Source organism: Kushneria aurantia DSM 21353 (assembly GCF_000382245.1).
In the GTDB taxonomy this organism is placed as follows: domain Bacteria; phylum Pseudomonadota; class Gammaproteobacteria; order Pseudomonadales; family Halomonadaceae; genus Kushneria; species Kushneria aurantia.
The window spans coordinates 82009-107089 of sequence record NZ_KB907874.1 but is presented as its reverse complement, the minus strand read 5'-3'; the positions used below and the strand labels follow the sequence as shown (position 1 = coordinate 107089).

The following is a 25081-nucleotide window of genomic DNA, read 5'->3' as shown; positions in this document are numbered from 1 at the left end:
ACCATCGCGCGCAGATCGAGGCCGTCGACGACCTCGACGATGAAGCGCGCCAGATGATCCTGAGGCAACCACTCATCAACGGATGGCGGAAGCAGATAGGGCGTGTGGCGATCGACAGGGCGGAAGTGGCTCATGGCGGATCCGGGATCAGATGGATGTCGGTATTATCTCATGCCCGGCGTGGAAAGTCCGACAGGCTGCTAGCTTGAAAAGTATACTAAGAGTGCGTTCCGGAACCGGCTTCTGCCACCGGGAGCAGGTTGCCACAAGGGCGCTATGAACCCCTCCATGGGCGCTACTATCGCTATCTGACCGCTATGGATGGCGGGAACGGCGGAAAATCAGGGAGTTTTTTCCGGCCATAGCGATAGACCCTTGTTTCAACCTCTCCTCGGCTACTGGTACATGGCAGTGTTTTGAAATGCGCTCTACAACCCGTGCGGGGCGGTCGACATGCGCAAGCAAATCGATGATCGGGCCCTTCTGGTGCAGGAAGCGATGGAGCTTGATCCCTTCGAGGCCGCGGAATCGCCAGCGCGACAAGGTGAAGCTGCTCCATTGGGAGCGCAACGGCTTCGTGGTCTGGTACAAGCGCCTGGAGCGCGAGCGGTTCACAGTGGCCAAAGCGCCTGGAATGCGACACCGCCAGCCGTTCTGCAACAGGCCATGAGTGTGTCTCCCTGTGCCAGCACCCGCGACACCAGTGTGACCAACAGTTCGCCAGAGTTACTGCCCGGCCTCACGCCGAATCTGCCGGACCTGTTCGATGTCGAGGCCGGCGACGCCGGCAATCGTCGTGTCATCCATCGAGGTCTGAGCAACAAGGTTACGCGCCACCTGCAAAGCACCTTCCTGACGGCCTTCCTGGCGGCCCTTCAGGATGCCGTGCTGCTCGCCTTCAGCCTTCAGCTGTTCTGCAATGGTCATGAGTGTGTCTCCCTGTGCCGGCACCCGCGACGCCAGTGTGGCCAACAGTTCGGCAGGAGCGCGGGTCTCGCCTGCCTGCAGCATGTAGTTGAGCAACGCCTGCAGTTGACTGCCATCAGTGTATCCCGCCATTAACAGCGTGACTATCTGCTCGACCAGTTCGGCCAGGTCGCGGTTGCGAATGTGTTTCTGCAGCAGTTCGAGCAGGGCCACCCGGCGGTGCTGCAGGATCTCGTCATCCGGCGTCACGGTGATGTCGATCAATGGAAAAGCATTGCCGTAGAGCTGTCCAGCCAGCGCTGGATCGTCAAACCCCTGCAGCCAGTTCATGGCGTACGGATAGGGACTGCGTTCGCCATGATAAAACAGCAGGGGAATGGCCAGCGGCAGTTGCTCGTGCCCTGCGGCCAGGTGCTGCTGCATGGCTGCAATGGCGTAGCGCATCAGGCGGAAGGCCATATGCCGGTCCGCCGTGCTCTGATGCTCGATGAGGCAGTAGACATAACCGTCACCGGCCGCGGTGTCGAGCGAATAGAGCACATCGGAACAGTAGGGGCGCAGGTCATCCTCCAGAAAGGAGCCGGGAGCCAGCTGTAGCGTCGCCAGATCGCACACCTCGCGCAGTACCACCGGCAGGTGGATAGCGAGAAAGTCCCGTGCGCTCTCGGGGTGCGACATGACAGCCCTGAAAGCGGCGTCATGGGGTGTCGGAGTTGGGTTTTTCATTCGGCAAGCCTACCACCTCATACCGTTGAGCTAACCTTCTGGCGCTGTTCCAGCGCAATTTCTACCACTGGTGAACCCGGCGACTCATGCTCGTGCATGTACTGTTTGCGTGCCGGGTCGATGCGGGTCTGCCATCCGGGCCCCTGATCCTTGAAGTGTTGCACCACCTCGGGGGAGAGCCGCATGGTGCCTGTCTGCCACGGGCTTTGCAGGTCACAGAAGTAGACGGCAATACCGGTATTTCGCGTGCCCCTGGCGTCATGTCATCCGCCAGGCCGAGCGGCTACCGACGTGCACCCAAAGCGCTGGAGGATCTGATTCAGTTTTTTGATGCGATGATGATTACGCCAACGATAGGGCGAGAGCGCACTGAGTTCACTCCTGCCGCGCGTATCCATCCACATCAGGGACATCTGATGTTTATACCCTGCCAATACCGCCCCGCGACACGAATTGTCGCCTGCACCGGCATAATGCACTCAGTGTCCCATTCCAAAGGAGCGCCCTTATGCCTACCTCGCCTATCCCGCTACACTTCTCCTGTCCCGCCTGTGGCTGGCACAAGACCACCAGACCCGCCAGCGATGCAGTGGTTCATGGCGTGGACTATTTCCGCCAGTGTCCGCACTGCAGCTACCACAAGCTGGACTCCCGTCGGGCCAGTCTGGTCGAGAAGCTGGCAGTCAACATAAGGCGATAGGCGCGCGGCGTTACCGGCAAATGCCAGTTGGCTACAGCGTCCGGCCAATAGCATCCTCCTGCCCGCTGGCATAAAAATTGCTTCACGTTTCACTTTTGCCTATTGCATGGCGGCGTCTGACTGGCTAGCGTGTTACCGAAAGGTAACCATCGGATTGACGCGCCCATGATGAAAACCTCGCTACAGCTTCGCGTCGGAACTCAGCTCACCATGACGCCCCAGTTGCAGCAGGCGATTCACCTGCTGCAGCTGTCGACGCTGGATCTGCAGCAGGAGATCCAGACAGCGCTGGAGAGCAATCCGATGCTGGAGCTCGAAGACGACGCCGGCTTCGAAGAGGTGCAGGCGGAAAGCGAAGCGGAGTGGTCGCAGGACATTCCCGACGACTACCCGCTCGACGCACGCTGGGACGACATCTACGCCGATGCCGGCGGCGGCTCGGCAGCGCCCGAAGGGCTCTCCGGCGTAGAGCATAATGCCGCCGATGCCAACCTGTGTGACCATCTGCGCCAGCAGATCGCGCTGCTGTCGCTCGATGAGCGCGAACGCCGCGTTGCCGCGGCCCTGCTCGATGCCGTTAACGTCAGCGGCTATCTCGACAGCACACTCGATGACATCACGGAGGGACTGCGCCAGCAGGGCATGAGCGGCCTGCGCGTCGCCGAGACAGAACGGGTGCTGATCACCCTGCAGCAGTGCGAGCCGGCCGGGGTGTTTGCGCGCGATCTGCGCGAGTGCCTGCTGATACAGCTCGACCAGCTGCCCGCCGACACGCCCTGGCTTGCCCAGACGCGCCGTCTGGTGCGCCAGTTTCTGGAAGCGCTGGGCAGCAACGACCGCCGTATGCTGAAGCGCCGGCTGGGGCTGGATGACAACGCCCTCGATGACGTCATCGCCACCATTCGTGCTCTATCGCCACATCCTGGCCACGCCTTCGAGAACGTCGACCAGCATCATGTCGTACCCGATCTGGTGCTGCACTACCATCGCGAACTGGGCTGGCAGGTCGAACTCAATCACCATGCCCTGCCGCGGCTGCGCATCCAGCCCGACTATGCCGCACTGATCCGCCGCGCCGATAAAAGCGACGACAACACCTTTCTCAAACAGCACCTGCAGGAGGCGCGCTGGCTGCTCAAGAGTTTGTCGAGCCGCAACGAAACCCTGTTGCGGGTGGGCAGCGAAATCATGGCGCGCCAGGCCGACTTCATCGAAGGCGGCGAGGAAGCGCTCAAGCCCATGATCCTCGCCGATATCGCCCGCGCCGTGGAGATGCACGAATCCACCATCTCGCGAGTGACGACCCGCAAATACATCCATACCCCGCGCGGCGTGGTCGAACTCAAGTACTTCTTCTCGAGCCAGGTCGGCCAGCAGGGCGACACCCATGCCAGCACCGCCATTCGCGCGCGCATCCGCAAGCTGATCGGCGATGAAACGCCGCGACGGCCCCTCTCCGACGCGCGTCTGGTGCAGTTGCTGGCCGACAATGGCATCGTGGTCGCGCGTCGCACCGTGGCCAAATACCGTGAGGCGATGGGCATTCCATCTTCAAGTGAACGCAAGCGGTTGGCCTGACACCAAAAGCGGGGTTTGCGCCACCGCGAAAAGCGTTACAATCACAGAGCAGCCATCGGGCTTGCTGATTCGGCAGCGCGGTCTCGCGTCGCCGGATAATTTCCGACTGAGGGGAGCCAGCCATGCAGGTCAATATCACCGGACACCACATCGAACTGACGGATGCACTGCGCGCTCATGTCAATCAGAAGTTCACCAAGCTGGAGCGGCACTACGACAACATCACCAACGTGCAGGTGACCCTGTCGGTCGAAAAGGAGCGTCAGCAGGCCGCCGCCACCCTGCACGCCGCTGGCGCCGAGCTGCATGCCCAGGCCGAGCAGGACGATCTATACGTCGCCATCGACGCCCTCACCGAGAAGCTTGACCGTCAGCTGGTCAAGCACAAGGAGAAAACCCAGGCACGCGCCCAGGGTAACGGTAAATACCTCTAGTCCAGGGATCTCACTTCCGCTCATGAATCTCGACCAGATACTGCCGCTCGAGCGTACGCTCTATAACGTCGAGGGGGGCAGCAAAAAGCGCGTGCTGGAGTTCTTCAGCAGTTTTATCGCGCAGAACACCCCCAGCCTCGACGGCCAGGAGATTTTTTCCCGCCTGATCAGCCGGGAGCGTCTGGGGAGTACCGGCGTGGGCAATGGCGTCGCCATTCCCCACGCCCGCAACGCCCACTGCCGCCAGCCGCTGGCGAGTTTCATGCGCCTTAAAAACCCGGTCGACTTCGACGCCATCGACGGCGAGCCGGTCGATATGCTGTTCGTGCTGCTCGTTCCCGAAGCCGCCGAGGATTCCCATCTGTCACTGCTGGCGCAGATCGCCGAGGTGATGAACAACGCCGATACCCGCCATGCGCTGCGTGCCGCCAGCGACCAGCCGTCGCTGCATGACACCCTGACCAACGCCATCCATCAGCTCTCGGGCAGGGGTTGAGCACCATGGAACTGGTGATCATCAGCGGCCGTTCCGGTTCGGGCAAGTCGATCGCCCTGCAGGCGCTGGAGGATCAGGGCTTTTACGCCATCGATAATCTGCCGGCCATGCTGCTGTCGCCGCTCATCGACGAACTGCAGGCCGGCAGTCCTCATCGCAGCCGGGTTGCGGTCAGCATCGACGCACGCAATCTGCCCGACGCGCTGGAACGTTTCCCGCAGCATCTGGATAACATCACCGGGCGCGGCATTCATTGCCAGGTGGTCTACTTGACCGCCGATTCTCGCGTTCTGCTGGAGCGCTACGCCGCCACCCGGCGCCGCCATCCGTTGACCCGCGGCACGCAGATGACTCTCGCCGAGGCGATCGAATCAGAGCATCAGTTTCTGTCGCCCATCCGTCATACCGCCGACCTGATCATCGACACCTCACAGCAGTCGGTGCATGATCTGCGTCGCCGAATCAGCGAACAGGTCGCGCGCCACGAAGCCAACGAACTGACCCTGACGCTGGAATCCTTCGGTTTCAAGCGCGGTGTACCGCCGGACGCCGATCTGGTTTTCGACGCCCGCTGCCTGCCCAACCCCTACTGGGATCCACGGCTGCGTGCCAGCACCGGACGCGATGCCGACGTCGTGGCCTTTCTGGAGTCCCACGAGGAGGTCAAGGCCATGTTCGACGACATCCGCGGCTGGCTGGAGCGCTGGCTGCCCGCCTACCGCGACAGCCACCGCAGTTACCTTACCGTGGCGGTGGGGTGCACCGGCGGACAGCACCGCTCGGTCTATCTGGTCGAGCGGCTGGGCGACCATTTTGCCGAGCGCTTCCCCACCGTACGCGTGCGTCATCGCGAATTGACCGTGCAGAGCCCTGTCGAAGAACGCCGCGATGCTGCAACGTGAGCTGACGCTGACCAACCGACGCGGCCTGCACGCCCGTGCCGCTACCCGGCTGGTCCAGTGCTGCCAACCCTGGAATGCCCGCGTCACGGTTTATCACGGCGAGCGCAGCGCCGACGCCGCCAACATCATGTCGCTTTTGATGCTTGCCGCCCCCTGCACCAGCGTACTGACCGTCACGGTGGAGGGCGACGACGCCGAACAGACCATGCAGGCGATCGTCGAGCTGTTCGAGGCACGCTTTTACGAAGACCACTGAGCAGGTTTCGCCAACGGCGTCATCTTCGCGACTTCTCCACGGTTTTCATTCCGCCCTCTGCTGGAATGAGCGCCTTTCAGGGCCCCTACTCTCTCGGAACGAGCGGCGATGAGTCACCATCCGGACAAGTTTCAAACTCGCCTCGAGCGCCTTGCCGAGGCGCTCGACAGCGGCGCCATGGACCAGGTGCGACGCCTGCTCAACCGCGGCCTGGCACCGGTGGATGTTGCTCGAGTACTGGAGTCAACGCCGCCGCGCGAACGCGAGCTGCTGTGGGAGCAGGTCGATATCGCCGCCCAGGGCGAGGTGCTGCAGTACCTCAACGAGGACATCCAGGGCACGTTTCTGACCCACATGGATGCGCCGCGGGTGGTCGAGGCGACCGAACCGCTCGACAACGACGACGCCGCCGACCTGCTGCAACAACTGCCCTACGCCAGACTGCAGGAAGTGCTCGACGTCATGCCCGTCGAGCGGCGCGCGCGGCTGGAAGCGGTGCTCTCCTATCCGGAGGACACCGCCGGCGGCCTGATGGACACCAATACCGTGACCATCCGTGCAGATGTCAGCCTCGAGGTGGTACTGCGCTATCTGCGCCGCCACAAGCGGCTGCCGGAGTCCACCGACAATCTGCTGGTGGTCAGCCGCCGCTTCGAGCTGATCGGTGCCCTGCCGATCAATCGCATTCTGGTCAGCGATCCAAGCGTTACCGTACGCGAGGTGATGGATACCGATATCGTCACCATCAACGCCCTCACCCATGAAGATGAGGTCGCCAGCGTATTCGAACGCCAGGACCTGATCTCGGCACCGGTCATCAGTCTCGACAACCGCCTGCTGGGACGAATCACCATCGACGACGTGGTGGACGTCATCCGCGAAAACGCCGCTCAGACCATGATGAACATGGGCGGCCTGGAAGATGAAGAGGACACCTTTGCGCCGGTGCTGCGCACCAGCCGACGGCGCGCCGTATGGCTGGGTATCAACCTGCTGGCGGCCACCGTGGTGTCGATCGCCATCGGCTTTTTCGAGGACACCATTCAACAGATCGCCGCGCTGGCCGTGCTGATGCCGATCGTCTCCAGCATGGGCGGTATCGCCGGCTCGCAGACCCTGACGGTGCTGATTCGCGGCATCTCGCTGGGCCACGTGTCGGGCGCCAATGTTCGCTGGTTGCTGGTGCGCGAGCTGATGGCCGGCACTCTCAACGGCCTCGTCTGGGCGGTGGTAGTGGCCGTCATGGCCATAGCCCGTTTTCAGGACTACCTGCTGGGGGGCATTATCGCCATGGCGATGGTGATCAACCTGATGGTGGCCGCGCTGATCGGCACTCTGATACCGATAGCGCTCAAGAAACTTGCCATCGATCCGGCGCTCTCCGGCGGCGTGCTGCTGACGACCATTACCGATATCGTCGGTTTCGTCGCCCTGCTGGGCCTGGCCACCATCTTTTATTTCTGACGCGAGGCGCCACGGCCGCCCGCTCCACTTTCATGGATATTCGATATGGCAAGAAAGTCTTCCCGCCGCCTCCAGCAGGAGGAAGAGCGCCGCCTGCTCGACGAACAGCGCGACGAATCGCTTTATCACGACAACGGCCGACCCAACAAGACGCGCCTCAAACACCAGGCCGAGGCGCTGCGCGAGCTGGGCGAGGCGATCATCGCCCTGCCGGAGGCTCAGCGCGCACGCCTGCCGCTTTCCGATGACATGCTGACGGCGATCGACGAGAGCCACCGCATCACCGCGCGTGAGGCGCAGCGCCGCCATCTGCACTATGTCGGCAAGGTCATGCGTCACGAGGATGTCGACGCCATTCGCGCCGAAATGGAGGCGATGGCGCGGGAGAAACGCCAGCGTGAGCTGCGCTTTCACCAGTTCGAGCAGTGGCGCGACCGCCTGATCGAGGGCGAAGGCGACGTGATTACCGAATTCGTCGCTCTCTACCCGAACGTCGACCGCCAGGCGCTGGGCCAGCTGGTGCGCAACGCCCGCGCCGAACGCGATGCCGGCAAGCCGCCGGTCAGCGCACGCAAACTGTTCCGGCTGATCCGCGATCACGCCGAGGCCTGACACCGCGATCAGGCGAAATCAGGCGCACAACATCGCCTATTCGCTGCGATCCAGCTTCACCTGCGGAGAGGTCCAGTCACCGCTGATGTTGTAATGCACCTGTGATACACGCTCGATCCAGGGCTTGAACAGCAGGTGCAGCAGATAGAGCGCGCCCCCTACCTGGGGAGCGCCCAGCGCCACCGCCGCCAGCGGCAGACTCTGGCTGACCGGTACCGTCACGCCAAGATCCAGATCGAGCTGCTGTGCCGGCAAATTGACACTGCCTGCGACCGAAAAGGCCGTGGCGGTACCGTCAACATGCACCGGCTCGGCCGTTTCCAGCACGCCGTCGTGCAATGTGGCGCGCCCATCGACCGACTGAAAGGCGACGCCCGAGCGGGTAACGTCGCTGAAATCAAGCCGCAGCCGGCGCACCAGATTATCCAGATTGAGCAGCGACACCAGGTTGGCCCATCGCGACTCGATGAAAGCCAAACGTCCCGGCCCCAGCGATATCCCGATACCGGCGTTGGCCTTTTCCAGATCGAACTGCCAGGGCCCTCCGGGCCACGCCATGCGCGTTTCGACGCTGCCGCTGTCGGTGTGAATCACATCGCTGATGCCCAGCGCCGCCAGCGTTCTCGCCAGATCGCCAAACTGCGCATCAAGGCGCAGGCGCGTCAGACTGCGCTCGTCGCCGGCGCTTTCCCATACCAGTCGACCACCGGCATCCAGGTCCGGCATGCGCAGCGTCAGCGGATCGATCTGCATGCCGTTGTCATCGGTGTGCCAGCGTCCGGAAAGGCTGGCCACGGTGGCACCGTCAAGCAGGATACGGTCGATATCGATCTCGCCGTCGCTCAACGCCGCCAGCCCCTCCGGCCAGGCAGCGGGCTCGCTGGCTTCCCGCGGTGTATTGTCGTCAACCCGCGCCAGTTCACGCCTGAAGGGGGTCAGATCGAGCCAATCGACCCAGGCGATGATCGGCAACTGCGGATCGTCACGCCAGTTGACCTCGCCGCGCATGAAAGAGCTGTCCGCCTCGATATGCCAGTCGTCGCCGCGCACGACGCCGAGGCCGGCGAAGTGACCCAGGCAGCCGACCTTGAATACGAGGCAGGGCGTGCGCACAAAGACACGCTCAATGGGCGCAATCTGCTGCGCCGGTGCACTGGGCCGGCGGCTCAGACTGTTCTCACCGGAACCGCTCGCCAGCCGCGAAATCGCCTGTTGCCAGGCCTCGACATCAAGGCGTTCGGGCCGCCAGTCGATGACCCAGTGCTCCTCGTCGGGCCAGGCAGTGGGCTCGGCCTGGGGCGGCAGGTTTTCGAGCCATACCTGGCCCTGGTTACTGTCGTGGCGCCAGCGCGCTCGCACCAGATCGCCGACGCGCAGATCGCCGGCACCGGCGTCGACGTTCACCTCCAGATCCAGCGGCAGTTCGCTGCCCGACGCCTTGCGGAAAGGCGTTGGCAGCAGCATGTTGAGTCCCGTCAGCGGCGATGTGGCGTGAATGCGGGTACCGCCTTCGCCAAAATCGACCTCGGAGCGGTAGTCGATACGACCGAATATCAGCGGCGTGATGCTCTCCAGCCCCAGCCAGCCGGCGACCCCGGCAACTTCACCTTCGCCGCTGACCGCTATGCCGTGCGGAAAGTCGAACTCGGCGCGTACCGGCCCCTCGAAAGCTCGCCCCTGCAGGTGACCATCGATATAACTCTGCTGCTGGCGATAGTGATAGCCCAGCCGGCCGGCGATATCGGTAATGGTCAGGTCCATGGGGGCGGCATAGAAACGCGTATCGTCGATACGCATGTCGCCGTCGAAGGTTACCGCCTCGGGATTGTCGGTGGGCAGTGACAGGCTGAGCGCTGCCAGCAGGCTGCCGTTGGCCCCCATCTGCTCGAGCGTCTGCCGCAGCGAGGCGTTATCCAGCGGCGCCTTTTGCAACACGCCGAGCAGCTCGCCAACGTTGCCGGTTACCAGCGCCGATGCCCTGAAGCGCTGATCGCGCAACGACGCCCGGGCACCGTGAGACTCGAGCCCCAGCAGACGGGCATGGGTCAGATTGGCTTCAAGGTTTTCGCCTGCCAGCTGCAGGTGGCCGTCGACGTCGGTCAACGGCGGCCACCCCTCCAGAAAGGTGAAAGCGGCATTGCGCGCCTCCAGCGAGACCCGCACCCGGTCGCGGTCCGGCGCCTGCGGCAGGTCATCGTTGAACACCAGGTGCAGCGCCAGCTCCCCCTCGGGAATGGTCGCCCGGTGAATGCGGCCGTCGAGCCACTGCCTGACCTCGGGATCGTCAACGGCGCGTACCGGCAGCCAGTCGCGCGGCGAATCGGTATCCACACCACCAAAGCCCAACTGCAGATCGAAGCTTTCCGGGCCGCTGCGCGGCACCACCAGTTTGAACGTGCCTTCGGCGCTGGCACCGCGCCGCTGCGCCCTGAGCCGTTCGGCGGCAAACAGAATGCGCCCCTCGTCGGCCACGCTGAAGGTCAGGGTGCCCGCAACGCTTTCGAGCTGCCAGGGGTCGAGAAATACGGTTGGCATCGCCAGTTGCGTATCGCGACCGGCAAACGCGAGCCGAGCGTCGAGGTCGTCCGCCTCCAGCCAGCCCGATATCGGCCCGTAGCCGGGAATTTCCTTGACCGGTCGGGCGCTGACATCGATCAGCGATGCCCGCGTATGCAGCGGGCCGTCGCCGTCACGCGACAGCGCCAGTCCACCCACCCGGCCCTGCAGCGACATCTGCGCCAGCATGCGCCGTAACTCGGCGTCCGACACCGGCAGCAGATCCGCGAGGGCCGACAGCGGCGAGAGCTCGAAACCGGTAGTATACAGAGCGAAGCGGGTAAAGTCGGGCGACGCCTCGAGCGAAGCGGCCTCCGGCAGCAGCCTCAACGCCCGGCCATCGCGACGCAGCTCACCGCTCTCCAGCGCGCCGCGCCAACCGCCGTTCTCATCGCGATGCAGATCGGCGGCCAGCCGCATGCCGCTCAGCTCGGCCTGCTCTTCGCCGGCGGCGAGTGCCAGCCGCGGCACATCGATGAGCAGCTGACTGCTCGCCAGCTCGCCCGACTGCCACTCCCCCCAGAGATCGAGCCTGCCCTCGATAGCGCCGGGCTCGAGCCGTGACGGCAGAGACGGTGCCAGCAGTGTCGCCAGGCGCAGCGCCTGGCGGGCATCGACGCCGAGTTGCAAACGCCCCGCCAGCGCGCCGCTCGCACCGAAACGTCCCGCCAGGGTAAAGCCGGGCGCGTCGCTGTCGTCCCAGCCCAGTTGCAGACTCAGCCGTCGCTCATCGCCGGTGCTGTCCACGAAAGCACGCCGGGCCACCAGTGTCGGGGTCGTCTCGCTTGCCAGCGGATGAAAGCGCAGCCGGGCGTCATTGATATCGAGACGCTGCGCCAGCAGTGTCTCGACCCAGCCGGTCAGACGCTCGGGACTGAAGTCGGGACCTTGCTGCGCAGAGGACGATTGCGATGGCTGCCAGCCCCATCCGCCGGCGTCGAACTGATACAGATCGAGGCGCACGCGATCGGCATCGAGGCCTTCGATAACCGGGCGCCGCTGCGTCAGGCTGGCCGCCAGATCGAGACGCGCATCGAGCTGACCGACGCTGGCAAGCGTTCGCCGGCCGCGATCATCTTCCAGCAGCAGATTGTCCACCGACACCACCAGCTCGCGCCCCTCAAGCTCGACGCTCAGATGCTGCCAGCGCATTTGCCAGGCCTGTGGCAGCGGCGCACGGCTCAGCAACCACTGCTGAACGCCACTTTGATCCAGCACCCCGAGGCGCAGCGACAATACCAGCGCGGCCAGCAGTGACAGCAGTACGGCGAACAGGGTCAGGAGCCAACGGACAAGAATGCGCAGCCAGTGCATATCGCTACATCAGTACGATGTCGTACTGCTCCTGTGCATAGTGCGGTTCGACCTGAAGGCGAATGGTGCCGCCGATATAGCCCTCCAGCTCGGCCAGGGGCGCCGACTCCTGATCGCGCAGGCGGTCGATCACGGCGGCCGAGGCCATTACCAGACAGTTTCTGGCAGAAGCGGTGCGCCCGCTGCGCACGATGTCGCGAAAAATGTCGTAGCACAGCGTCTCGGAACTGCGCAGACGGCCGCGCCCCTGACAGGTCGGGCAGGTTTCGCAGAGAATCTGTTCGAGGCTTTCGCGAGTGCGCTTGCGGGTCATCTGCACCAGCCCCAGCTCGGTTACGCCGGTCAGGCGATTACGGGCGTGATCGCGCTCGAGGGCCTTTTCCAGCGCCCGCAATACCTGGCGCTGATGCTCGCTGTCGAGCATGTCGATAAAGTCGACAATGATAATGCCACCAATATTACGCAGCCGCAGCTGGCGAGCGATGGCGCCGGCCGCCTCGAGGTTGGTCCTGAAAATGGTCTCCTCGAGATTGCGATGACCGACGAAAGTGCCGGTGTTGACGTCGATCGTACTCATCGCCTCGGTCTGATCGATGATCAGATAACCGCCCGACTTGAGGTCGACACGCCGCTGAAGCGCCCGTGCCAGTTCATCTTCCACCGAGAAAAGATCGAAAATCGGTCGCTCACCGGTATAGTGCTCCAGCCGCGACGCCACCCCGGGCATCAGCTGGCGGGCGAAGGCATGGACCTCTTCGAAGCTGTCACGGGAGTCGATACGTACCCGCTCGATATCGTCGCGCATCACATCGCGCAGCGTCCGGGTCGCCAACGACAAATCCTCGTAAAGCAACCGGGGCGGCTGCGCGCTGCGGCGCTCGTTGTCGATGTGTTGATACAGCCGCAGAACGAACGCCATGTCGGCGGCCAGCGCGGTCTCATCGGCGCCTTCGGCAGCAGTGCGTACGATAAACCCACCGCCGTGGTAACCACAGCTTTCGGCACTCGCCGTCACCAGTTGACGCAGCCGCTCGCGTTCACCGCTGTCCTCGATACGCTGGGAGACGCCGATGTGCGAAGCACCGGGCATGAATACCAGATAGCGCGACGGAATCGACAGCTGCGCGGTCAGCCGCGCGCCCTTGCTGCCGATCGGATCCTTGAGCACCTGCACCGTCAGGGGCTGGCCTTCGCGCAGCAGTTCACCGATCGGCCGCTCCGGCTCGCCCTGTCCCGACGGCGTAAGTTCATGAACGTGAAGGAAAGCGGTGCGATCGTGGCCGATATCCACGAATGCCGCCTGCATACCCGGCAGCACCCGCGCCACGCGCCCCAGATAGACATTGTTGACGATACCCCGACGGCGGCGACGTTCGATCCAGGCTTCCTGTAAAACGCCCCCTTCGACCACCGCGACGCGGGTCTCCATGGGCGTCAGGTTGATCAGAATCTCGCCACTCATCGACGCGCTACACTCCTTGACTTCAATACCCGCTGCCTTTGCCGTAGCCCAATACTGTAGACGTCATGAGCGGGTCGCTGCACAGGCCTTGTCATGATGAGAAAACGCTCTTCCGCAGTCTCTCCCCGTCGCGCCAGGGGGCTACCCCCTGACGCGCCAGCAGCTGCGCCGTCTCGCACAGCGGCAGACCGACGATCGCCGACCAGCTGCCCTCGATGCGCTCGACGAAAATCGCGCCCAGCCCCTGCAGCGCATAGCCGCCCGCCTTGTCGGCGCCCTCGCCGCTCGCCACATAGGCGGCGATCTCTTCCTCACCCAGCGGGCGAAAACGAACCTCGCTGACCACCAGCGCCTCCTCGAGCCCCGCCGGGCCGATCACCGCCACCGCGCTGATCACCTGGTGAGCACGCCCTGACAGCCGACGCAGCAGCGCCAGAGCATGGTCGGTGTCGCGGGGTTTGCCGATCAACTCCCCCTCCAGTGACAGCGCCGTATCGCCGCCCAGTACCGGCAGCGCGGCGTCACGGCAATGCCACCCGGCCTGCGCCTTGTGGCGCGCCAGTCGCTGCACCTGCTCAAGCGGTGACTCACCGGCCAGCGCTGACTCATCGAGATCGACGGGCAGAGCACGGGCGCTGATACCGATGCCGGCCAGCAGTTCGAGCCGGCGCGGCGACGCCGAGGCGAGAATCAGATCGAATGATGACATGACGGCAACCTGTCAGCAGATGAGTCGTCGCGAGGCGGCAGGCAGTGCGCCATCAGAAGGCAGCGAAACGTCGACGCAGAATCTGCATCAGAGTAAACAGCCAGGGCCACAGCACGCCACCCAGCAGTGCCGCCCCGACGAACTCGAGATGCAGCGCCCGCCCGGTAAACGTCGCATTGAGCCACTGATGAATCAGCTGCACCAGCGCCAGCACCAGGGTTACCAGCAGCGCCTGGCGCCACAGCGAATAGATCCGCATACGTTGGTAAAGCAGCAGTACCAGAAAGGCAATCAGCGCATAGAGCAGCGCATACATACCCAGCGCCGACCCCTGCAGCAGATCGAGCAGCAACCCCAGCGCGAAGCCGTGGAAAACCCCCACCCGCTGCGGATTCATGGTGCACCAGTAGATCAGCACCAGACCCGCCCAGTCCGGTCGCCACAGCAGCCACTGCTCCGGCAGGGGCATCATCTGCAGTACCAGCGCCGCCAGAAAGGAGAGCGGGATAATCACCGGATAACGACTCATGGCGCCTCTCCCGACTCGCCGGCGCGTGCTACCTCGAGCGCCACGCTGACCGCCTGCGGACTCAGCTCGGCGTGACGCCGCGCCAGCTGGTCGTGGGTAAACAGCAAAATGAAGTTGCGGCTGCGCTCGAGCTGCGCCACGGGAGCGGCCTCGACGGTCGCGAAGGGTGAACCGTCGTTGCGCACCATGCGGGTCACGCGCCCCACCGGATAGCCTTCGGGAAAGCGTCCGGCGAGTCCCGAGGTGACCAGCAGGTCACCGACCCGCACGTCGGTATTGTTGGGGACGTTATCCAGCGTCAGCATATTGGCCTGACCGGCGCCACGGGCGATGAAGCGCAGGCCGTTGCGGTTGACCTGCACCGGCACCGAGTGGCTGGCATCGGTAATCAGCAGCACCCGGCTGGAGTAGCGCGATACCGAGATCACCTGGCCTACCAGGCCCGCCGAATCGACAACCGGCTGACCGCTGTAGACGCCGCTGCGCTGGCCGCGGTCAATGATCATCTGCTGCAGGAAGGGGTCGTTATCGAGCGTCAGCAGACCCGCCGAGATCCACGGAATCTGCTGACGCGGTGCGGCGCGCAAAAGCGAGCGCAGACGGTCGTTTTCCGCCGACAGGCTGGCCATGCGCTGCACGCGCTGAGAAAGGGTGACAAGCCGCTCATGAAGGCGCCGATTTTCGTTGACCAGCCGGGTCTGGTCACTGAGCGCCAGCGAGGCGAGGCTCAGCCCGCGCGCCGGCAGGCTGACGATCCACTGCACCGGCGCCACCAGTGACGACACCTGAGCACGCACGTCTTCCATCCAGCTCATGCGCTGGTCGGCAAACATCAGAAAGGACGCCAGTATGACGCACAGAATCATCCGGTAACCGGGAATGGGACCGTGCGAAAAAAGCGGTTTGATAGACCTTACTCCCGCGGAACCGAGGCGGCCGGCGTGACCGGCCGCGCCCGGCTCATTCGGTGGACAGATCAGTCAGTAGACAGCAGCTCGAAGCTGTGCTGATCGATCATCTCCAGCGCCTTGCCACCGCCCCGCGCCACACAGGTCAGCGGATCCTCGGCGACGATGACCGGCAGACCGGTCTCCTCGGCGATCAGCTTGTCGATATCACGCAGCAGCGCGCCGCCGCCGGTGATCACCACACCGCGATCGGCGATATCGGAAGCCAGCTCCGGCGGCGATTGTTCCAGCGCGCTCTTGACCGCCGCCACGATCGACGACAGCGGCTCCTGCAGGGCATCGAGAATCTCGTTGGAGTTGAGCGTAAAGCTGCGCGGCACGCCCTCGGCAAGATTGCGGCCACGCACGTCGATCTCGCGCAGCTCGCCGCCGGGCCAGGCGCAGCCGATCTCCTCCTTGATGCGCTCGGCGGTCGACTCGCCGATCAGGCTGCCGTAGTGGCGGCGTACGTAGGAGGTGATCGCCTCGTCGAAGCGGTCGCCGCCGACGCGCACCGACTCCGAATAGACCACGCCGGAGAGCGAAATGATGGCGATCTCGGTGGTCCCGCCACCGATGTCGACCACCATCGACCCCTGCGCCTCTTCGACCGGCAGGCCGGCACCGATGGCAGCTGCCATCGGCTCCTCGATCAGAAAAACCTCGCGCGCGCCGGCGCCCTCGGCCGACTCCTTGATCGCGCGGCGCTCGACCTGGGTCGACATGCAGGGCACGCACACCAGTACACGCGGGCTGGGGGTCAAAAAGGTACTCTGGTGTACCTTGCGGATGAAGTACTGCAGCATCTGCTCGGTAACGGTGAAGTCGGCGATCACGCCGTCCTTCATGGGCCGGATGGCGGTGATGTTACCCGGCGTACGGCCCAGCATGCGCTTGGCATCCAGACCGACTGCGGCCACGGTGCGCATGCTGCCGGACTGGCGGATGGCAACAACCGACGGCTCGTCGAGAACGATACCGCGACCGCGGACATAAATCAGTGTGTTGGCCGTTCCCAGATCGATGGAGAGATCGCTGGAAAACAACCCCCGTAAACGTTTAAACATGAAAGTCTTTACCTGCGCCAGACCGGAACTTGTGCGGATGCAGACGGTACCATCGCCACCACAGAGCGGCAAGCTGGCCGCCTGCCATATAGAGGGCGCTTGTGGTACCGTCTCGACACCATGGAAAATATGTACCCGTTCGTACTCTAGCCACGTCGGGTTTTTGGCGTGGCGGGTTCACCGTTGCGCATTATCGCACGGAAACTGCTGGTACCCTACACCACAGCGTACTCGCGAGGCGCGTGGGAAACGATTTCACGACATTAAGCGGTACAACGTTACAGGAACGGAGCATCATGGCAATCGAACACGCCGACGTAATGCGCGCCGCCCATCTGGCGCGGCTGGGCCTCGACGATAACGACGCCGAGCGCTATGTCGAGGATCTGTCGCGCATTCTCGAGATGGTCGACCGCCTCGCCGAAGTCGATACCGAGGGTGTCACGCCGCTGTCGCATCCGCTGGACGCGACCCAGCCGCTGCGCGCCGATGAAGTGACCGAAGCGGACCGCCGCGACACTTTTCAGCGTATCGCACCGGCCACCGCCGACGGCCTCTACCTGGTGCCGCGAGTGGTCGAATAACGTCCGCTCTCACATCGCAAACGACAGGCGACGACCCGACAACACGACCGCCGGCGCGGCACGCCGGCGTCCGAGGAGCGACAGCCCCCCATGCATGACAGAACTCTTGCCGAACTGGCACGCGGACTCGCCGGCGGTGAATTCACCAGCCGCGAGCTGACCGCGGCACTGCTCGAACGCATCGAGCGCATCGACCCGGCGCTCAACAGCTTCATTAGCGTTACCGGTGAACAGGCATTGAACGCCGCCGAGCGTGCCGACAGCGCCCGTCAGCAGGGCAAAGCCGGTGCCCTTGCCGGCCTGCCGCTGGCCTACAAGGATATCTTCTGCACCGAAGGGGTGCGCACCAGCGCCGGCTCGCGCATGCTGGACAATTTCATCGCGCCCTACAGTGCCACCGTGGTGGACAAACTCGAACGCGCCGGTCTGGTCAGCCTTGGCAAGACCAATATGGATGAGTTCGCCATGGGCTCGTCCAACGAAAACAGCTGGTACGGCCCGGTCAAAAACCCCTGGAACAGTGAACTGGTGCCCGGCGGCTCCTCCGGCGGCAGCGCCGCTGCGGTGGCTGCCGGGCTGGTACCGGCAGCGCTGGGCACGGATACCGGCGGCTCGATCCGCCAGCCGGCCGCCTTCTGCGGCATCACCGGGCTCAAGCCGACCTATGGGCGGGTGTCGCGCTACGGCATGATCGCCTACGCCTCGAGCCTCGACCAGGCAGGCCCGATGGCGCGCTCGGCGGAGGACTGCGCGCTGCTGCTGAACGCCATGGCGGGCCACGACCCGCGCGACTCCACCAGCGTATCGCGCGCCGTGCCGGACTACAGCCGCGAACTCGACAAGCCGCTGGACGGCCTGCGCATCGGCCTGCCGGCGGAGTATTTCGGGGAAGGGCTCGACGCCGATGTCGAAAAGGCGGTTCGCGAGGCGGTGAAGGTCTACGAGTCGCTGGGCGCCAGGGTAATCGACGTCAGCCTGCCGCATACCGGCATGGCGATTCCGGCCTACTACGTCATCGCCCCCGCCGAGGCGTCGTCGAATCTGTCGCGCTTTGACGGCGTGCGCTTTGGCCATCGCTGCGACGATCCCGCCAGCCTCGAGGATCTCTACAAGCGCTCGCGCGCCGAAGGCTTCGGCGAGGAGGTCAAAAGGCGCATCCTGATCGGCACGCATACCCTCTCGGAAGGCTTTTTCGACGCCTACTATCGCAAGGCACAGCAGGTGCGCCGACTAATTCGTCAGGATTTCCTCGACGCCTTCGACAAGGTCGACGTACTGATGGGCCCCGCCGCGCCCACCACCGCCTTCAAACTGGGCGCCAAAGCCGATCCGGTGCAGATGTATCTGCAGGATATCTACACCATCGCCGTCAATCTGGCCGGCATTCCCGGTATCAGCATTCCGGCGGGACTGGTAGGCGGCAACCACCCGACGGATCATCGTCCGGTAGGCCTGCAGATTCTCGGCCCGCACTTCGGCGAGGCGCATCTTCTCAACGTCGCCCACGTTTATCAGCAGGCCACCGACTGGCATCAACGCCGTCCGCCGGTCGAGGGGCAGGCATGAATCAGGGAGCAGCGAACATGCAGTGGGAAGTCGTGATCGGGCTCGAGGTCCACGTTCAGCTTTCGACCCGCTCGAAAATCTTCTCCGGCGCCTCCACCGCCTTCGGCGCCGAGCCCAACCGTCAGGCCTGCGCCGTCGATCTGGGGCTGCCCGGCGTGCTGCCGGTGCTCAACGAAAACGCGGTGGCAATGGCGGTACGCTTCGGGCTGGCGATCGACGCCGAGATTCCCGAGTACTCGACCTTCGAGCGCAAGAACTACTTCTATCCGGACCTGCCCAAGGGCTACCAGACCAGCCAGATGGCGCACCCCATCATCGGCCGTGGCGAAGTGGAGATCACCCTGCCCGACGGCACTACCCGGACCGTGCGTATCCACCACGCCCATATGGAGGAGGACGCCGGCAAGTCGCTGCACGAGGACTACAGCGGCATGAGCGGCATCGACCTCAACCGCGCCGGCACGCCGCTGCTGGAGATCGTTTCCGAACCCGACATGCGCAGCGCCGAGGAAGCCTCCGCCTACCTGCGCGCGCTGCACGCCATCGTCACCTATCTGGGCATCTCCGACGGCAATATGGCCGAGGGCTCGATGCGCTGCGACGTCAACATCTCGCTGCGACCGCGCGGCCAGCAGACGCTGGGCACCCGCGCCGAGATCAAGAACGTCAACTCCTTTCGCTTCGTCGAGCGCGCCATCGCCTTCGAGATCGAGCGTCAGAGCGAGCTGCTCGAGGACGGCGGCATCGTGGTCCAGGAGACCCGACTCTACGACCCGGACAGTGACGAGACGCGCGCGATGCGCACCAAGGAGGAGGCCAACGACTACCGCTACTTCCCCTGCCCGGATCTGCTGCCGCTGATGCTCGACGAGGCCTATGTGGAGCACCAGCGTAGCCTGCTGCCGGAGCTGCCCTCCGAGAAGCGCCACCGCTTCACCGGCGAGCTGGGGCTGTCTGCCTACGACGCCGGCGTGCTGACCGCCAGTCGGCCGCTGGCGGAGTATTTCGAACGCGTTCACGCGGTTTGCGGCGACGCCAAGCTGGCCGCCAACTGGGTACAGGGCGACCTGATGGCGCGTCTCAACCAGGATGGCCTCGACATCAGCGAAAGCCCGGTCAGCGCCGAGCAGCTGGGCGGACTGCTGTCGCGCCTTGCCGACGACACCATCAACGGCAAGGCCGCCAAACAGGTGTTCGCTGACCTGTGGGCCTACAAGGGCGAGAGTGCCGACGAGATCATCGCCGCGCGCGGTCTCAAACAGGTCACCGACAGCGGCGAGATCGAGGCGCTGTGCGACCGGGTGATCGCCGACAACCCGGCCCAGGTCACCCAGTATCGCGAAGCCAGCGAGGACAAGCGCGGCAAGATGATCGGCTTTTTCGTCGGCCAGGTGATGAAAGCCTCGCGCGGTACCGCCAACCCGCCCCAGGTCAACGCCATGCTGAAAGAGAAGCTCGACGCGCTGCTTTAGGCTCGTCAGACGTCAGGGGCGCTACGGCGCCCTTTGCGTTGACGATCTGGCGCATTCGGAGCGCCGCCATCGACGTCAGCCCGGATAAAGCGAAGTGCCGATGACAGCGGCGTCGCTTTTCAGCTATCCTGGCACCATCCACCCCCTTGTTGCTCTGGATCAATCCAATGCCGCGCCTCGCCCGGCGACTTACGACATGGACGTCGAACGTGCATGCGTCAGACAAGGAGAACCCCATGACCGGCTCCACGTTCGTGACCCTCGAACGCCAGCCCGGGCAGGCGATCGACGACAGCCGCCTGCAGCGCGAGCTGCACGACACCATTAGCGGTGTGCTGCATGACAGTGCCCACCACGGCATTGTCCGCGACGCCGTCGACCATCATCTGGCCGCCGCCGGCGGTTATCTGCGCGCCCGTCTGGGCTACCGGGCCGCCGTGGCACTCGGCATCGATCATCGCGATGCGCTCCACTGCGCCTGCATCAGTGAACTCTTGCACAACGCCTCGCTGATCCACGACGACGTACTCGACCACGACAGCCAGCGTCGCGGCCAGCCCAGCGTCTGGCGCGTCTGGAACGAAAGCGTCGCCATCTGCCTGGGCGATCTATTCATCTCCGCCGCCTATGGCGTCATCGCACGACTGGAAAGTCATGCCGCGCGTCTGCCGGCGCTGCTGCTGCAGGTTCACCACCAGGTGCACAGCACCATCAATGGCCAGGCGGACAGCTTCGGGCTGGCGCTACAGGGCGAGGCCGATTTCGACCAGTACTGCCGTGCCGCCTGCGGCAAATCCGGCCCGCTGTTCGCGCTGGCACTGGAGGCGCCGCTGACGCTGACCGGCCACGACGACGAGACGCTCAAAAACGCGCGCGGTGCGGCACTGGCTTTCGCCACCGTCTATCAGCTGGTCGATGACATCGAGGACTACGAGGACGATATGCGCTGCGAAGGACCCGGTATCTGCAACATGCTGCATGCGCTGATCGAGCGTGGCGACGCCGCTCCCGAGCTGTCGGCACGCGACTATGGCCGCCTCAGGCTGGCGGAAACCCGCCACACCGCCGAGCGGCTGCCGGCGCGCTGCGGCGCGGCGCTGATCGGCGAGGCCAACCGGCTGGAGGCGCGACTGGTCGCCGTCAGTGGAGGTGAGCAATGAGCCGGGTCATCGTTATCGGCGGCGGTTTCGGTGGCATGGCGGCCGCCCTGCGAGCGCGCCGCAAGGGCTATGACGTCACCCTGATCGAGCGCTGCGACCGCCTCGGCGGCCGCGCCCAGGTCTTCGAGCAGGACGGCTTTCGCTTCGATGCCGGTCCCACCGTAATCACCGCGCCCTTCCTGTTCGAGGAGCTGTTCGAACTCTTCGATCGTCGCCTCGATGAGTACGTCGAGATGGTGCCGCTCGATGTCTGGTACCGCTTCTACTTCCAGGACGGTCGCACCTTCGACTACGGCAGCGACCTCGACGCCACCCTGGCCGATATCCGCCGCTTCAACGAAGCCGACGCCGACGGCTACCTGCGTCTGCTGGAGACCTCGCGGCAGATTTTCGAGGTGGGCTTCGAGCAGCTCGCCGACCGCAGCTTTCATCAATTCTCCACCATGGCGGCGCAGATTCCGGCGCTGCTGCGGCTCAAGAGCTATCGCTCGGTGTGGCAAATGGTGTGCGCTCATATCGAGGATGAACAGCTGCGTCAGGCCTTCTCGATTCCGCCGCTGCTGGTGGGGGGCAATCCCTTCCATACCACCAGCATCTACGCGCTGATCCCCTATCTGGAGCGCAAGTGGGGCGTGCACTTCCCCATTGGCGGCACCGGCGCGCTGGTGGCGGCGCTGGAGAAACTGATGCGCGAGCAGGGCATCGAAATCCGCACCGCCACCACCGTCGAGCGCATCAGCGCCGACAACGGCCGCGCCACCGGCGTGGCGCTGGAGAGCGGCGAGCAGCTCACGGCCGACGCAGTGATCAGTAACGCCGACGCGGCGCATCTTTACACCCACATGGTCGAGCAGCGCTCCACCAGCGCGCGTCTCAAGCTGGCCGGGGCGAAGTACTCGATGGGCCTCTACGTACTCTACCTCGGTACCCGCGCGCAGTTTCCCGACATCGAACACCACACCATCTGGATGGGGCCACGCTACCGCGAACTGCTGGAGGATATCTTCGAGCACCACGTGCTGGCCGAGGACTTCTCGCTCTACGTCCACCGCCCCACCGCGACCGACCCCTCCTTTGCCCCCGAGGGTTGCGACTCCTTCTACATTCTGGCCCCGGTACCCAATCTGCAGGGCGATATCGACTGGTCGCAGGAGGGCGAGCGCCTCGGCGACGCCATCATCGATGCCCTGGAGGCGAGCCTGCTGCCGGGACTGCGCGAATCGATCAGCGTACGTTTTCACATGACGCCCCGCGAGTTCAGCGAGCGCTACCTCTCCATGCACGGTAGCGGCTTTTCGGTGGCGCCCATCTTCCGCCAGTCCGCCTGGTTTCGCTTTCACAACAAGAGCGAAGTGCTGAACAACCTCTATCTCACCGGCGCCGGCACTCATCCCGGTGCCGGTCTGCCGGGGGTGCTCTCCAGCGCCCGCGTGGTCGACAACCTGCTGCCGGCCGCCGGTCACCAATGAGTGACGACGCAACGACGCGCGACGCCGAAGCGATTCTGGCCCGTCACGGCAAATCGTTTCGCTTCGCCAGCCGCTTCATGGAGCCGGGCGATGCCCGCGACGCCGCCCTGCTCTACCGGGTATGTCGCGAGCTGGACGACCTTGCCGACCAGGAGATGCCCACCGAGGCGCAGAATCGCGACGCCCACCGGCGACTGGCGCAGGTGCGCGAGGAGCTCGTCAACGACCGCGGCAATGACCTTCTGAGCCGCCTGCTGCTGGATCTACAGCGGCGGCGCGGCCTGGATACCCGCGCCGCAGTGGCGCTGATCGACGCCCTGATCGAGGATGTCGAAAGCCCCGCTCTGATCGTCGACGAGACCCGGCTGCTGCGCTACTGCTACGGCGTGGCGGGTGCGGTGGGGGTGCTGATGTGCCCGGTCGTGGGGGCGCCGCAAAGCGCCACGCCCCACGGCATCGACCTGGGACTGGCGATGCAGATGACCAACATCGCCCGCGACGTGCGCGAGGACGCCGAAATGGGCCGGCGCTACCTGCCCGCCGACTGGGTCGAGGGCATGACGCCCGCCGACATCGCCACCGCCGATGAGCGCCAGCAGATGCTGGTCTCCGGCGCCATCGACCGCCTCTTGAGCCTGGCCGAACGCTACTACGCCAGCGCCGCCGACGGCTTCGTCGCCATTCCGGGGCGCAACCGCCGGGCGATTGCGGTGGCCGCCGACGTCTATCGCGCCATCGGCTGGCGCCTGTATCGCCAGCGCCTCGCCTGGTGGCAGGGGCGCGTGGTGGTGCCGCTGCCCACCAAGCTGTGGCTCGCCACTCGCCGCGGGCTGGGGCGCGGCGCCATTCGCGCCGCCGGCCGCAACGACCATGACGCCAGCCTGCACCGCGCCATCGCCGATCTGCCCGGTGCCCACGACGCTGCCGGTATCTCGCGCGTTGACCCGCGCCTGCTGGCCGCCGACAGCGCTATCCATGAATAAGGGCATTGAGCTTTTGATCGTCGGCGGCGGCTGCGCCGGGCTAAGCCTCGCCTGGCGGCTGGCGCAGCGCCCCGATGCGCCGCGCACTCTGATTGTCGAACCACGCCGGCAGTATGATGACGACCGCACCTGGTGCGGCTGGCCGGTGACCAACCACCCCTTTCGCGCCGACGTCACCGCCCGCTGGGAGAGCCTTGGCGTGCACAGCCCACGGCGCAGCGTGCGCGTGGCGTGTCGGCGCTACCCCTACGAAATGCTGGAATCGGGACACTTTTATCAGCGCACGCTGGACGCCATAGCGCAGAGCGCGCCTGTCGAACTGCGCCGTGGCACACGTATCGCCGAGCTAAAGGAGAACGACAGCGGCGTCGTGGCGCATCTCGACAGCGGCGAACGTTTGAACGCCCGCTTCGCCGTCGACACCCGCCCTCGCCCGCGGCGTCTCGAAGCGCCCTGGCTGTGGCAGGATTTTGCCGGAATCAACGTCGAATCCCATCATATTGCGCCGCACGCTGAACTGATGGATTTCCGCGTGGGCGACGGCCGCGAAGGCGGCATTGACTTCCTCTACATGCTGCCCTATGCCTCCCATCGGGCACTGTTCGAGTGGACCCGTTTCGGCCGACCGCCGACCGATCCCGGGGTGCTGCAAAGGCGTCTGCAGAGCTGGCTGGATGAACGGCTGGGCAGCAGTTGGCAGGCGCTGCGGCGCGAAACCGGTACTCTGCCAATGGCCCCCGCAGCGCCCCACCACGGCCATCGTATCGCAGTGGCCGGCGCCTTTGGCGGCTCGATGCGCGCCGCCACCGGCTACGCCTTTCACGCCATCCAGCGCTGGGCCGAGCGCTGCGCCGAAGCACTGCTTGCCGGCAGCGCACCGCTCAGCGACACCCAGGGCCCCTGGCTTGCACGGCTTGACCGGGTTTTCATGAGTACGCTGGAGCGCTACCCGGAACGCGCCCCGGAGTTCTACTGCCAGCTGTTCGAGCGCGCGCCCACCGAATCACTGATCCGTTTTCTAAGCGGCGTGCCCACGCCCGGGGACACCCTGGCGGTGATGCGCGCCCTGCCCTGGTGGCCGCTGACCAGCACGGCGCTGAAGCAGTGGCGGCATCTATTCTGAGCAGGATATCGCCCCGCCGGTTGCCCGGCGGGGCGTGCATGAAGG

At 64.8% G+C, this 25081-nt stretch carries 24 protein-coding genes; 16 read left to right on the top strand and 8 right to left on the bottom strand.

Annotated features, from left to right (window positions below; all coding sequences use genetic code 11):
• Positions 1-421: 421 nt before the first annotated feature.
• Complete coding sequence (tnpB, locus tag H146_RS22460; RefSeq protein WP_083920842.1) at positions 422-670, top strand: IS66 family insertion sequence element accessory protein TnpB; 249 nt, start codon at positions 422-424, stop codon at positions 668-670.
• A 56-nt stretch (positions 671-726) separates the two neighbouring features.
• Here tnpB and H146_RS0110800 read toward each other — a convergent pair whose 3' ends face one another.
• Both H146_RS0110800 and H146_RS20725 read right to left on the bottom strand, forming a co-directional pair.
• A complete protein-coding gene (locus tag H146_RS0110800; protein ID WP_026351917.1) occupies positions 727-1653 on the bottom strand; it encodes an Rpn family recombination-promoting nuclease/putative transposase in 927 nt (308 codons plus the stop codon).
• Positions 1654-1670: 17 nt separating this feature from the next.
• Positions 1671-1838 (bottom strand): BrnA antitoxin family protein, encoded by a 168-nt coding sequence (locus H146_RS20725; protein ID WP_083920841.1) that lies wholly within the window; start codon positions 1836-1838, stop codon positions 1671-1673.
• A 323-nt stretch (positions 1839-2161) separates the two neighbouring features.
• Here H146_RS20725 and H146_RS21385 point away from each other — a divergent pair, with 323 nt between their 5' ends.
• The 8 genes from H146_RS21385 (at position 2162) to yjgA (ending at position 8095) form a co-directional block, all read left to right on the top strand.
• Positions 2162-2353, top strand: a complete 192-nt coding sequence (locus H146_RS21385) for a hypothetical protein (protein WP_156826783.1) — start codon at positions 2162-2164, stop codon at positions 2351-2353.
• Between the two features lie 165 nt (positions 2354-2518).
• Complete coding sequence (locus H146_RS0110795; RefSeq protein WP_019951887.1) at positions 2519-3931, top strand: RNA polymerase factor sigma-54; 1413 nt, start codon at positions 2519-2521, stop codon at positions 3929-3931.
• Between the two features lie 122 nt (positions 3932-4053).
• On the top strand, positions 4054-4365 hold the full coding sequence (gene hpf, locus H146_RS0110790) for a ribosome hibernation-promoting factor, HPF/YfiA family (RefSeq protein WP_019951886.1): 312 nt from the start codon (positions 4054-4056) through the stop codon (positions 4363-4365).
• A gap of 22 nt (positions 4366-4387) precedes the next feature.
• Complete coding sequence (gene ptsN, locus H146_RS0110785; protein WP_019951885.1) at positions 4388-4861, top strand: PTS IIA-like nitrogen regulatory protein PtsN; 474 nt, start codon at positions 4388-4390, stop codon at positions 4859-4861.
• 5 nt (positions 4862-4866) lie between these two features.
• Entirely contained in the window at positions 4867-5763 is an 897-nt protein-coding gene (rapZ, locus tag H146_RS0110780; RefSeq protein WP_019951884.1) for an RNase adapter RapZ, read from the top strand.
• The gene (locus tag H146_RS0110775; protein ID WP_019951883.1) at positions 5750-6019 is read left to right on the top strand and encodes an HPr family phosphocarrier protein; all 270 of its coding nucleotides are present in this window, start codon (positions 5750-5752) and stop codon (positions 6017-6019) included. Before rapZ ends, H146_RS0110775 begins: the two co-directional genes overlap by 14 nt.
• Positions 6020-6127: 108 nt before the next feature.
• Complete coding sequence (gene mgtE, locus H146_RS0110770; RefSeq protein ID WP_019951882.1) at positions 6128-7483, top strand: magnesium transporter; 1356 nt, start codon at positions 6128-6130, stop codon at positions 7481-7483.
• 45 nt (positions 7484-7528) lie between these two features.
• Complete coding sequence (yjgA, locus tag H146_RS0110765) at positions 7529-8095, top strand: ribosome biogenesis factor YjgA (protein WP_019951881.1); 567 nt, start codon at positions 7529-7531, stop codon at positions 8093-8095.
• Between the two features lie 36 nt (positions 8096-8131).
• Here the strand turns inward: yjgA and H146_RS0110760 are convergent, their stop codons facing one another.
• From H146_RS0110760 to H146_RS0110735, 6 genes are all read right to left on the bottom strand, one after another.
• Complete coding sequence (locus H146_RS0110760; protein ID WP_019951880.1) at positions 8132-11965, bottom strand: YhdP family phospholipid transporter; 3834 nt, start codon at positions 11963-11965, stop codon at positions 8132-8134.
• 4 nt (positions 11966-11969) lie between these two features.
• Positions 11970-13427, bottom strand: coding sequence for a ribonuclease G (gene rng, locus H146_RS0110755; RefSeq protein ID WP_019951879.1), 1458 nt, complete (start codon positions 13425-13427; stop codon positions 11970-11972).
• A gap of 91 nt (positions 13428-13518) precedes the next feature.
• Positions 13519-14136 (bottom strand): Maf family protein, encoded by a 618-nt coding sequence (locus tag H146_RS0110750; protein ID WP_019951878.1) that lies wholly within the window; start codon positions 14134-14136, stop codon positions 13519-13521.
• Positions 14137-14188: 52 nt separating this feature from the next.
• Positions 14189-14665, bottom strand: a complete 477-nt coding sequence (mreD, locus tag H146_RS0110745; protein ID WP_019951877.1) for a rod shape-determining protein MreD — start codon at positions 14663-14665, stop codon at positions 14189-14191.
• Positions 14662-15531, bottom strand: a complete 870-nt coding sequence (mreC, locus tag H146_RS0110740) for a rod shape-determining protein MreC (RefSeq protein WP_019951876.1) — start codon at positions 15529-15531, stop codon at positions 14662-14664. Before mreC ends, mreD begins: the two co-directional genes overlap by 4 nt.
• Before the next feature lie 110 nt (positions 15532-15641).
• On the bottom strand, positions 15642-16679 hold the full coding sequence (locus H146_RS0110735) for a rod shape-determining protein (protein ID WP_026351915.1): 1038 nt from the start codon (positions 16677-16679) through the stop codon (positions 15642-15644).
• A gap of 296 nt (positions 16680-16975) precedes the next feature.
• On the opposite strand from H146_RS0110735, the gene gatC reads away from it, so the two are divergent.
• The 7 genes from gatC to H146_RS0110700 all read left to right on the top strand — a co-directional run bounded on the left by gatC (position 16976) and on the right by H146_RS0110700 (position 25036).
• Positions 16976-17263 (top strand): Asp-tRNA(Asn)/Glu-tRNA(Gln) amidotransferase subunit GatC, encoded by a 288-nt coding sequence (gene gatC, locus H146_RS0110730; RefSeq protein WP_019951874.1) that lies wholly within the window; start codon positions 16976-16978, stop codon positions 17261-17263.
• 90 nt (positions 17264-17353) lie between these two features.
• Positions 17354-18829 (top strand): Asp-tRNA(Asn)/Glu-tRNA(Gln) amidotransferase subunit GatA, encoded by a 1476-nt coding sequence (gatA, locus tag H146_RS0110725; protein ID WP_019951873.1) that lies wholly within the window; start codon positions 17354-17356, stop codon positions 18827-18829.
• Positions 18830-18846: 17 nt separating this feature from the next.
• Positions 18847-20301, top strand: coding sequence for an Asp-tRNA(Asn)/Glu-tRNA(Gln) amidotransferase subunit GatB (gene gatB / locus H146_RS0110720; protein ID WP_019951872.1), 1455 nt, complete (start codon positions 18847-18849; stop codon positions 20299-20301).
• A gap of 236 nt (positions 20302-20537) precedes the next feature.
• Positions 20538-21461, top strand: a complete 924-nt coding sequence (locus H146_RS19110; protein ID WP_019951871.1) for a polyprenyl synthetase family protein — start codon at positions 20538-20540, stop codon at positions 21459-21461.
• Positions 21458-22930: a phytoene desaturase family protein gene (gene crtI, locus H146_RS0110710; RefSeq protein ID WP_019951870.1), complete on the top strand. Its 1473-nt coding sequence runs from the start codon at positions 21458-21460 to the stop codon at positions 22928-22930. Before H146_RS19110 ends, crtI begins: the two co-directional genes overlap by 4 nt.
• Positions 22927-23913: a phytoene/squalene synthase family protein gene (locus tag H146_RS19105; RefSeq protein WP_019951869.1), complete on the top strand. Its 987-nt coding sequence runs from the start codon at positions 22927-22929 to the stop codon at positions 23911-23913. The genes crtI and H146_RS19105 overlap by 4 nt, the downstream gene beginning before the upstream one ends.
• On the top strand, positions 23906-25036 hold the full coding sequence (locus H146_RS0110700) for a lycopene cyclase family protein (RefSeq protein ID WP_019951868.1): 1131 nt from the start codon (positions 23906-23908) through the stop codon (positions 25034-25036). Before H146_RS19105 ends, H146_RS0110700 begins: the two co-directional genes overlap by 8 nt.
• Positions 25037-25081: the final 45 nt, after the last annotated feature.

What these genes read in the sequence shown, in the direction of transcription:
- tnpB (WP_083920842.1), top strand. Translation starts at nt 422, where the DNA reads ATGCGCTCTACAACCCGTGCGGGGCGGTCGACATGCGCAAGCAAATCG.
- H146_RS0110800 (WP_026351917.1), bottom strand. Translation starts at nt 1,653, where the DNA reads ATGAAAAACCCAACTCCGACACCCCATGACGCCGCTTTCAGGGCTGTC.
- H146_RS20725 (WP_083920841.1), bottom strand. Translation starts at nt 1,838, where the DNA reads ATGCGGCTCTCCCCCGAGGTGGTGCAACACTTCAAGGATCAGGGGCCC.
- H146_RS21385 (WP_156826783.1), top strand. Translation starts at nt 2,162, where the DNA reads ATGCCTACCTCGCCTATCCCGCTACACTTCTCCTGTCCCGCCTGTGGC.
- H146_RS0110795 (WP_019951887.1), top strand. Translation starts at nt 2,519, where the DNA reads ATGATGAAAACCTCGCTACAGCTTCGCGTCGGAACTCAGCTCACCATG.
- hpf (WP_019951886.1), top strand. Translation starts at nt 4,054, where the DNA reads ATGCAGGTCAATATCACCGGACACCACATCGAACTGACGGATGCACTG.
- ptsN (WP_019951885.1), top strand. Translation starts at nt 4,388, where the DNA reads ATGAATCTCGACCAGATACTGCCGCTCGAGCGTACGCTCTATAACGTC.
- rapZ (WP_019951884.1), top strand. Translation starts at nt 4,867, where the DNA reads ATGGAACTGGTGATCATCAGCGGCCGTTCCGGTTCGGGCAAGTCGATC.
- H146_RS0110775 (WP_019951883.1), top strand. Translation starts at nt 5,750, where the DNA reads ATGCTGCAACGTGAGCTGACGCTGACCAACCGACGCGGCCTGCACGCC.
- mgtE (WP_019951882.1), top strand. Translation starts at nt 6,128, where the DNA reads ATGAGTCACCATCCGGACAAGTTTCAAACTCGCCTCGAGCGCCTTGCC.
- yjgA (WP_019951881.1), top strand. Translation starts at nt 7,529, where the DNA reads ATGGCAAGAAAGTCTTCCCGCCGCCTCCAGCAGGAGGAAGAGCGCCGC.
- H146_RS0110760 (WP_019951880.1), bottom strand. Translation starts at nt 11,965, where the DNA reads ATGCACTGGCTGCGCATTCTTGTCCGTTGGCTCCTGACCCTGTTCGCC.
- rng (WP_019951879.1), bottom strand. Translation starts at nt 13,427, where the DNA reads ATGAGTGGCGAGATTCTGATCAACCTGACGCCCATGGAGACCCGCGTC.
- H146_RS0110750 (WP_019951878.1), bottom strand. Translation starts at nt 14,136, where the DNA reads ATGTCATCATTCGATCTGATTCTCGCCTCGGCGTCGCCGCGCCGGCTC.
- mreD (WP_019951877.1), bottom strand. Translation starts at nt 14,665, where the DNA reads ATGAGTCGTTATCCGGTGATTATCCCGCTCTCCTTTCTGGCGGCGCTG.
- mreC (WP_019951876.1), bottom strand. Translation starts at nt 15,531, where the DNA reads ATGATTCTGTGCGTCATACTGGCGTCCTTTCTGATGTTTGCCGACCAG.
- H146_RS0110735 (WP_026351915.1), bottom strand. Translation starts at nt 16,679, where the DNA reads ATGTTTAAACGTTTACGGGGGTTGTTTTCCAGCGATCTCTCCATCGAT.
- gatC (WP_019951874.1), top strand. Translation starts at nt 16,976, where the DNA reads ATGGCAATCGAACACGCCGACGTAATGCGCGCCGCCCATCTGGCGCGG.
- gatA (WP_019951873.1), top strand. Translation starts at nt 17,354, where the DNA reads ATGCATGACAGAACTCTTGCCGAACTGGCACGCGGACTCGCCGGCGGT.
- gatB (WP_019951872.1), top strand. Translation starts at nt 18,847, where the DNA reads ATGCAGTGGGAAGTCGTGATCGGGCTCGAGGTCCACGTTCAGCTTTCG.
- H146_RS19110 (WP_019951871.1), top strand. Translation starts at nt 20,538, where the DNA reads ATGACCGGCTCCACGTTCGTGACCCTCGAACGCCAGCCCGGGCAGGCG.
- crtI (WP_019951870.1), top strand. Translation starts at nt 21,458, where the DNA reads ATGAGCCGGGTCATCGTTATCGGCGGCGGTTTCGGTGGCATGGCGGCC.
- H146_RS19105 (WP_019951869.1), top strand. Translation starts at nt 22,927, where the DNA reads ATGAGTGACGACGCAACGACGCGCGACGCCGAAGCGATTCTGGCCCGT.
- H146_RS0110700 (WP_019951868.1), top strand. Translation starts at nt 23,906, where the DNA reads ATGAATAAGGGCATTGAGCTTTTGATCGTCGGCGGCGGCTGCGCCGGG.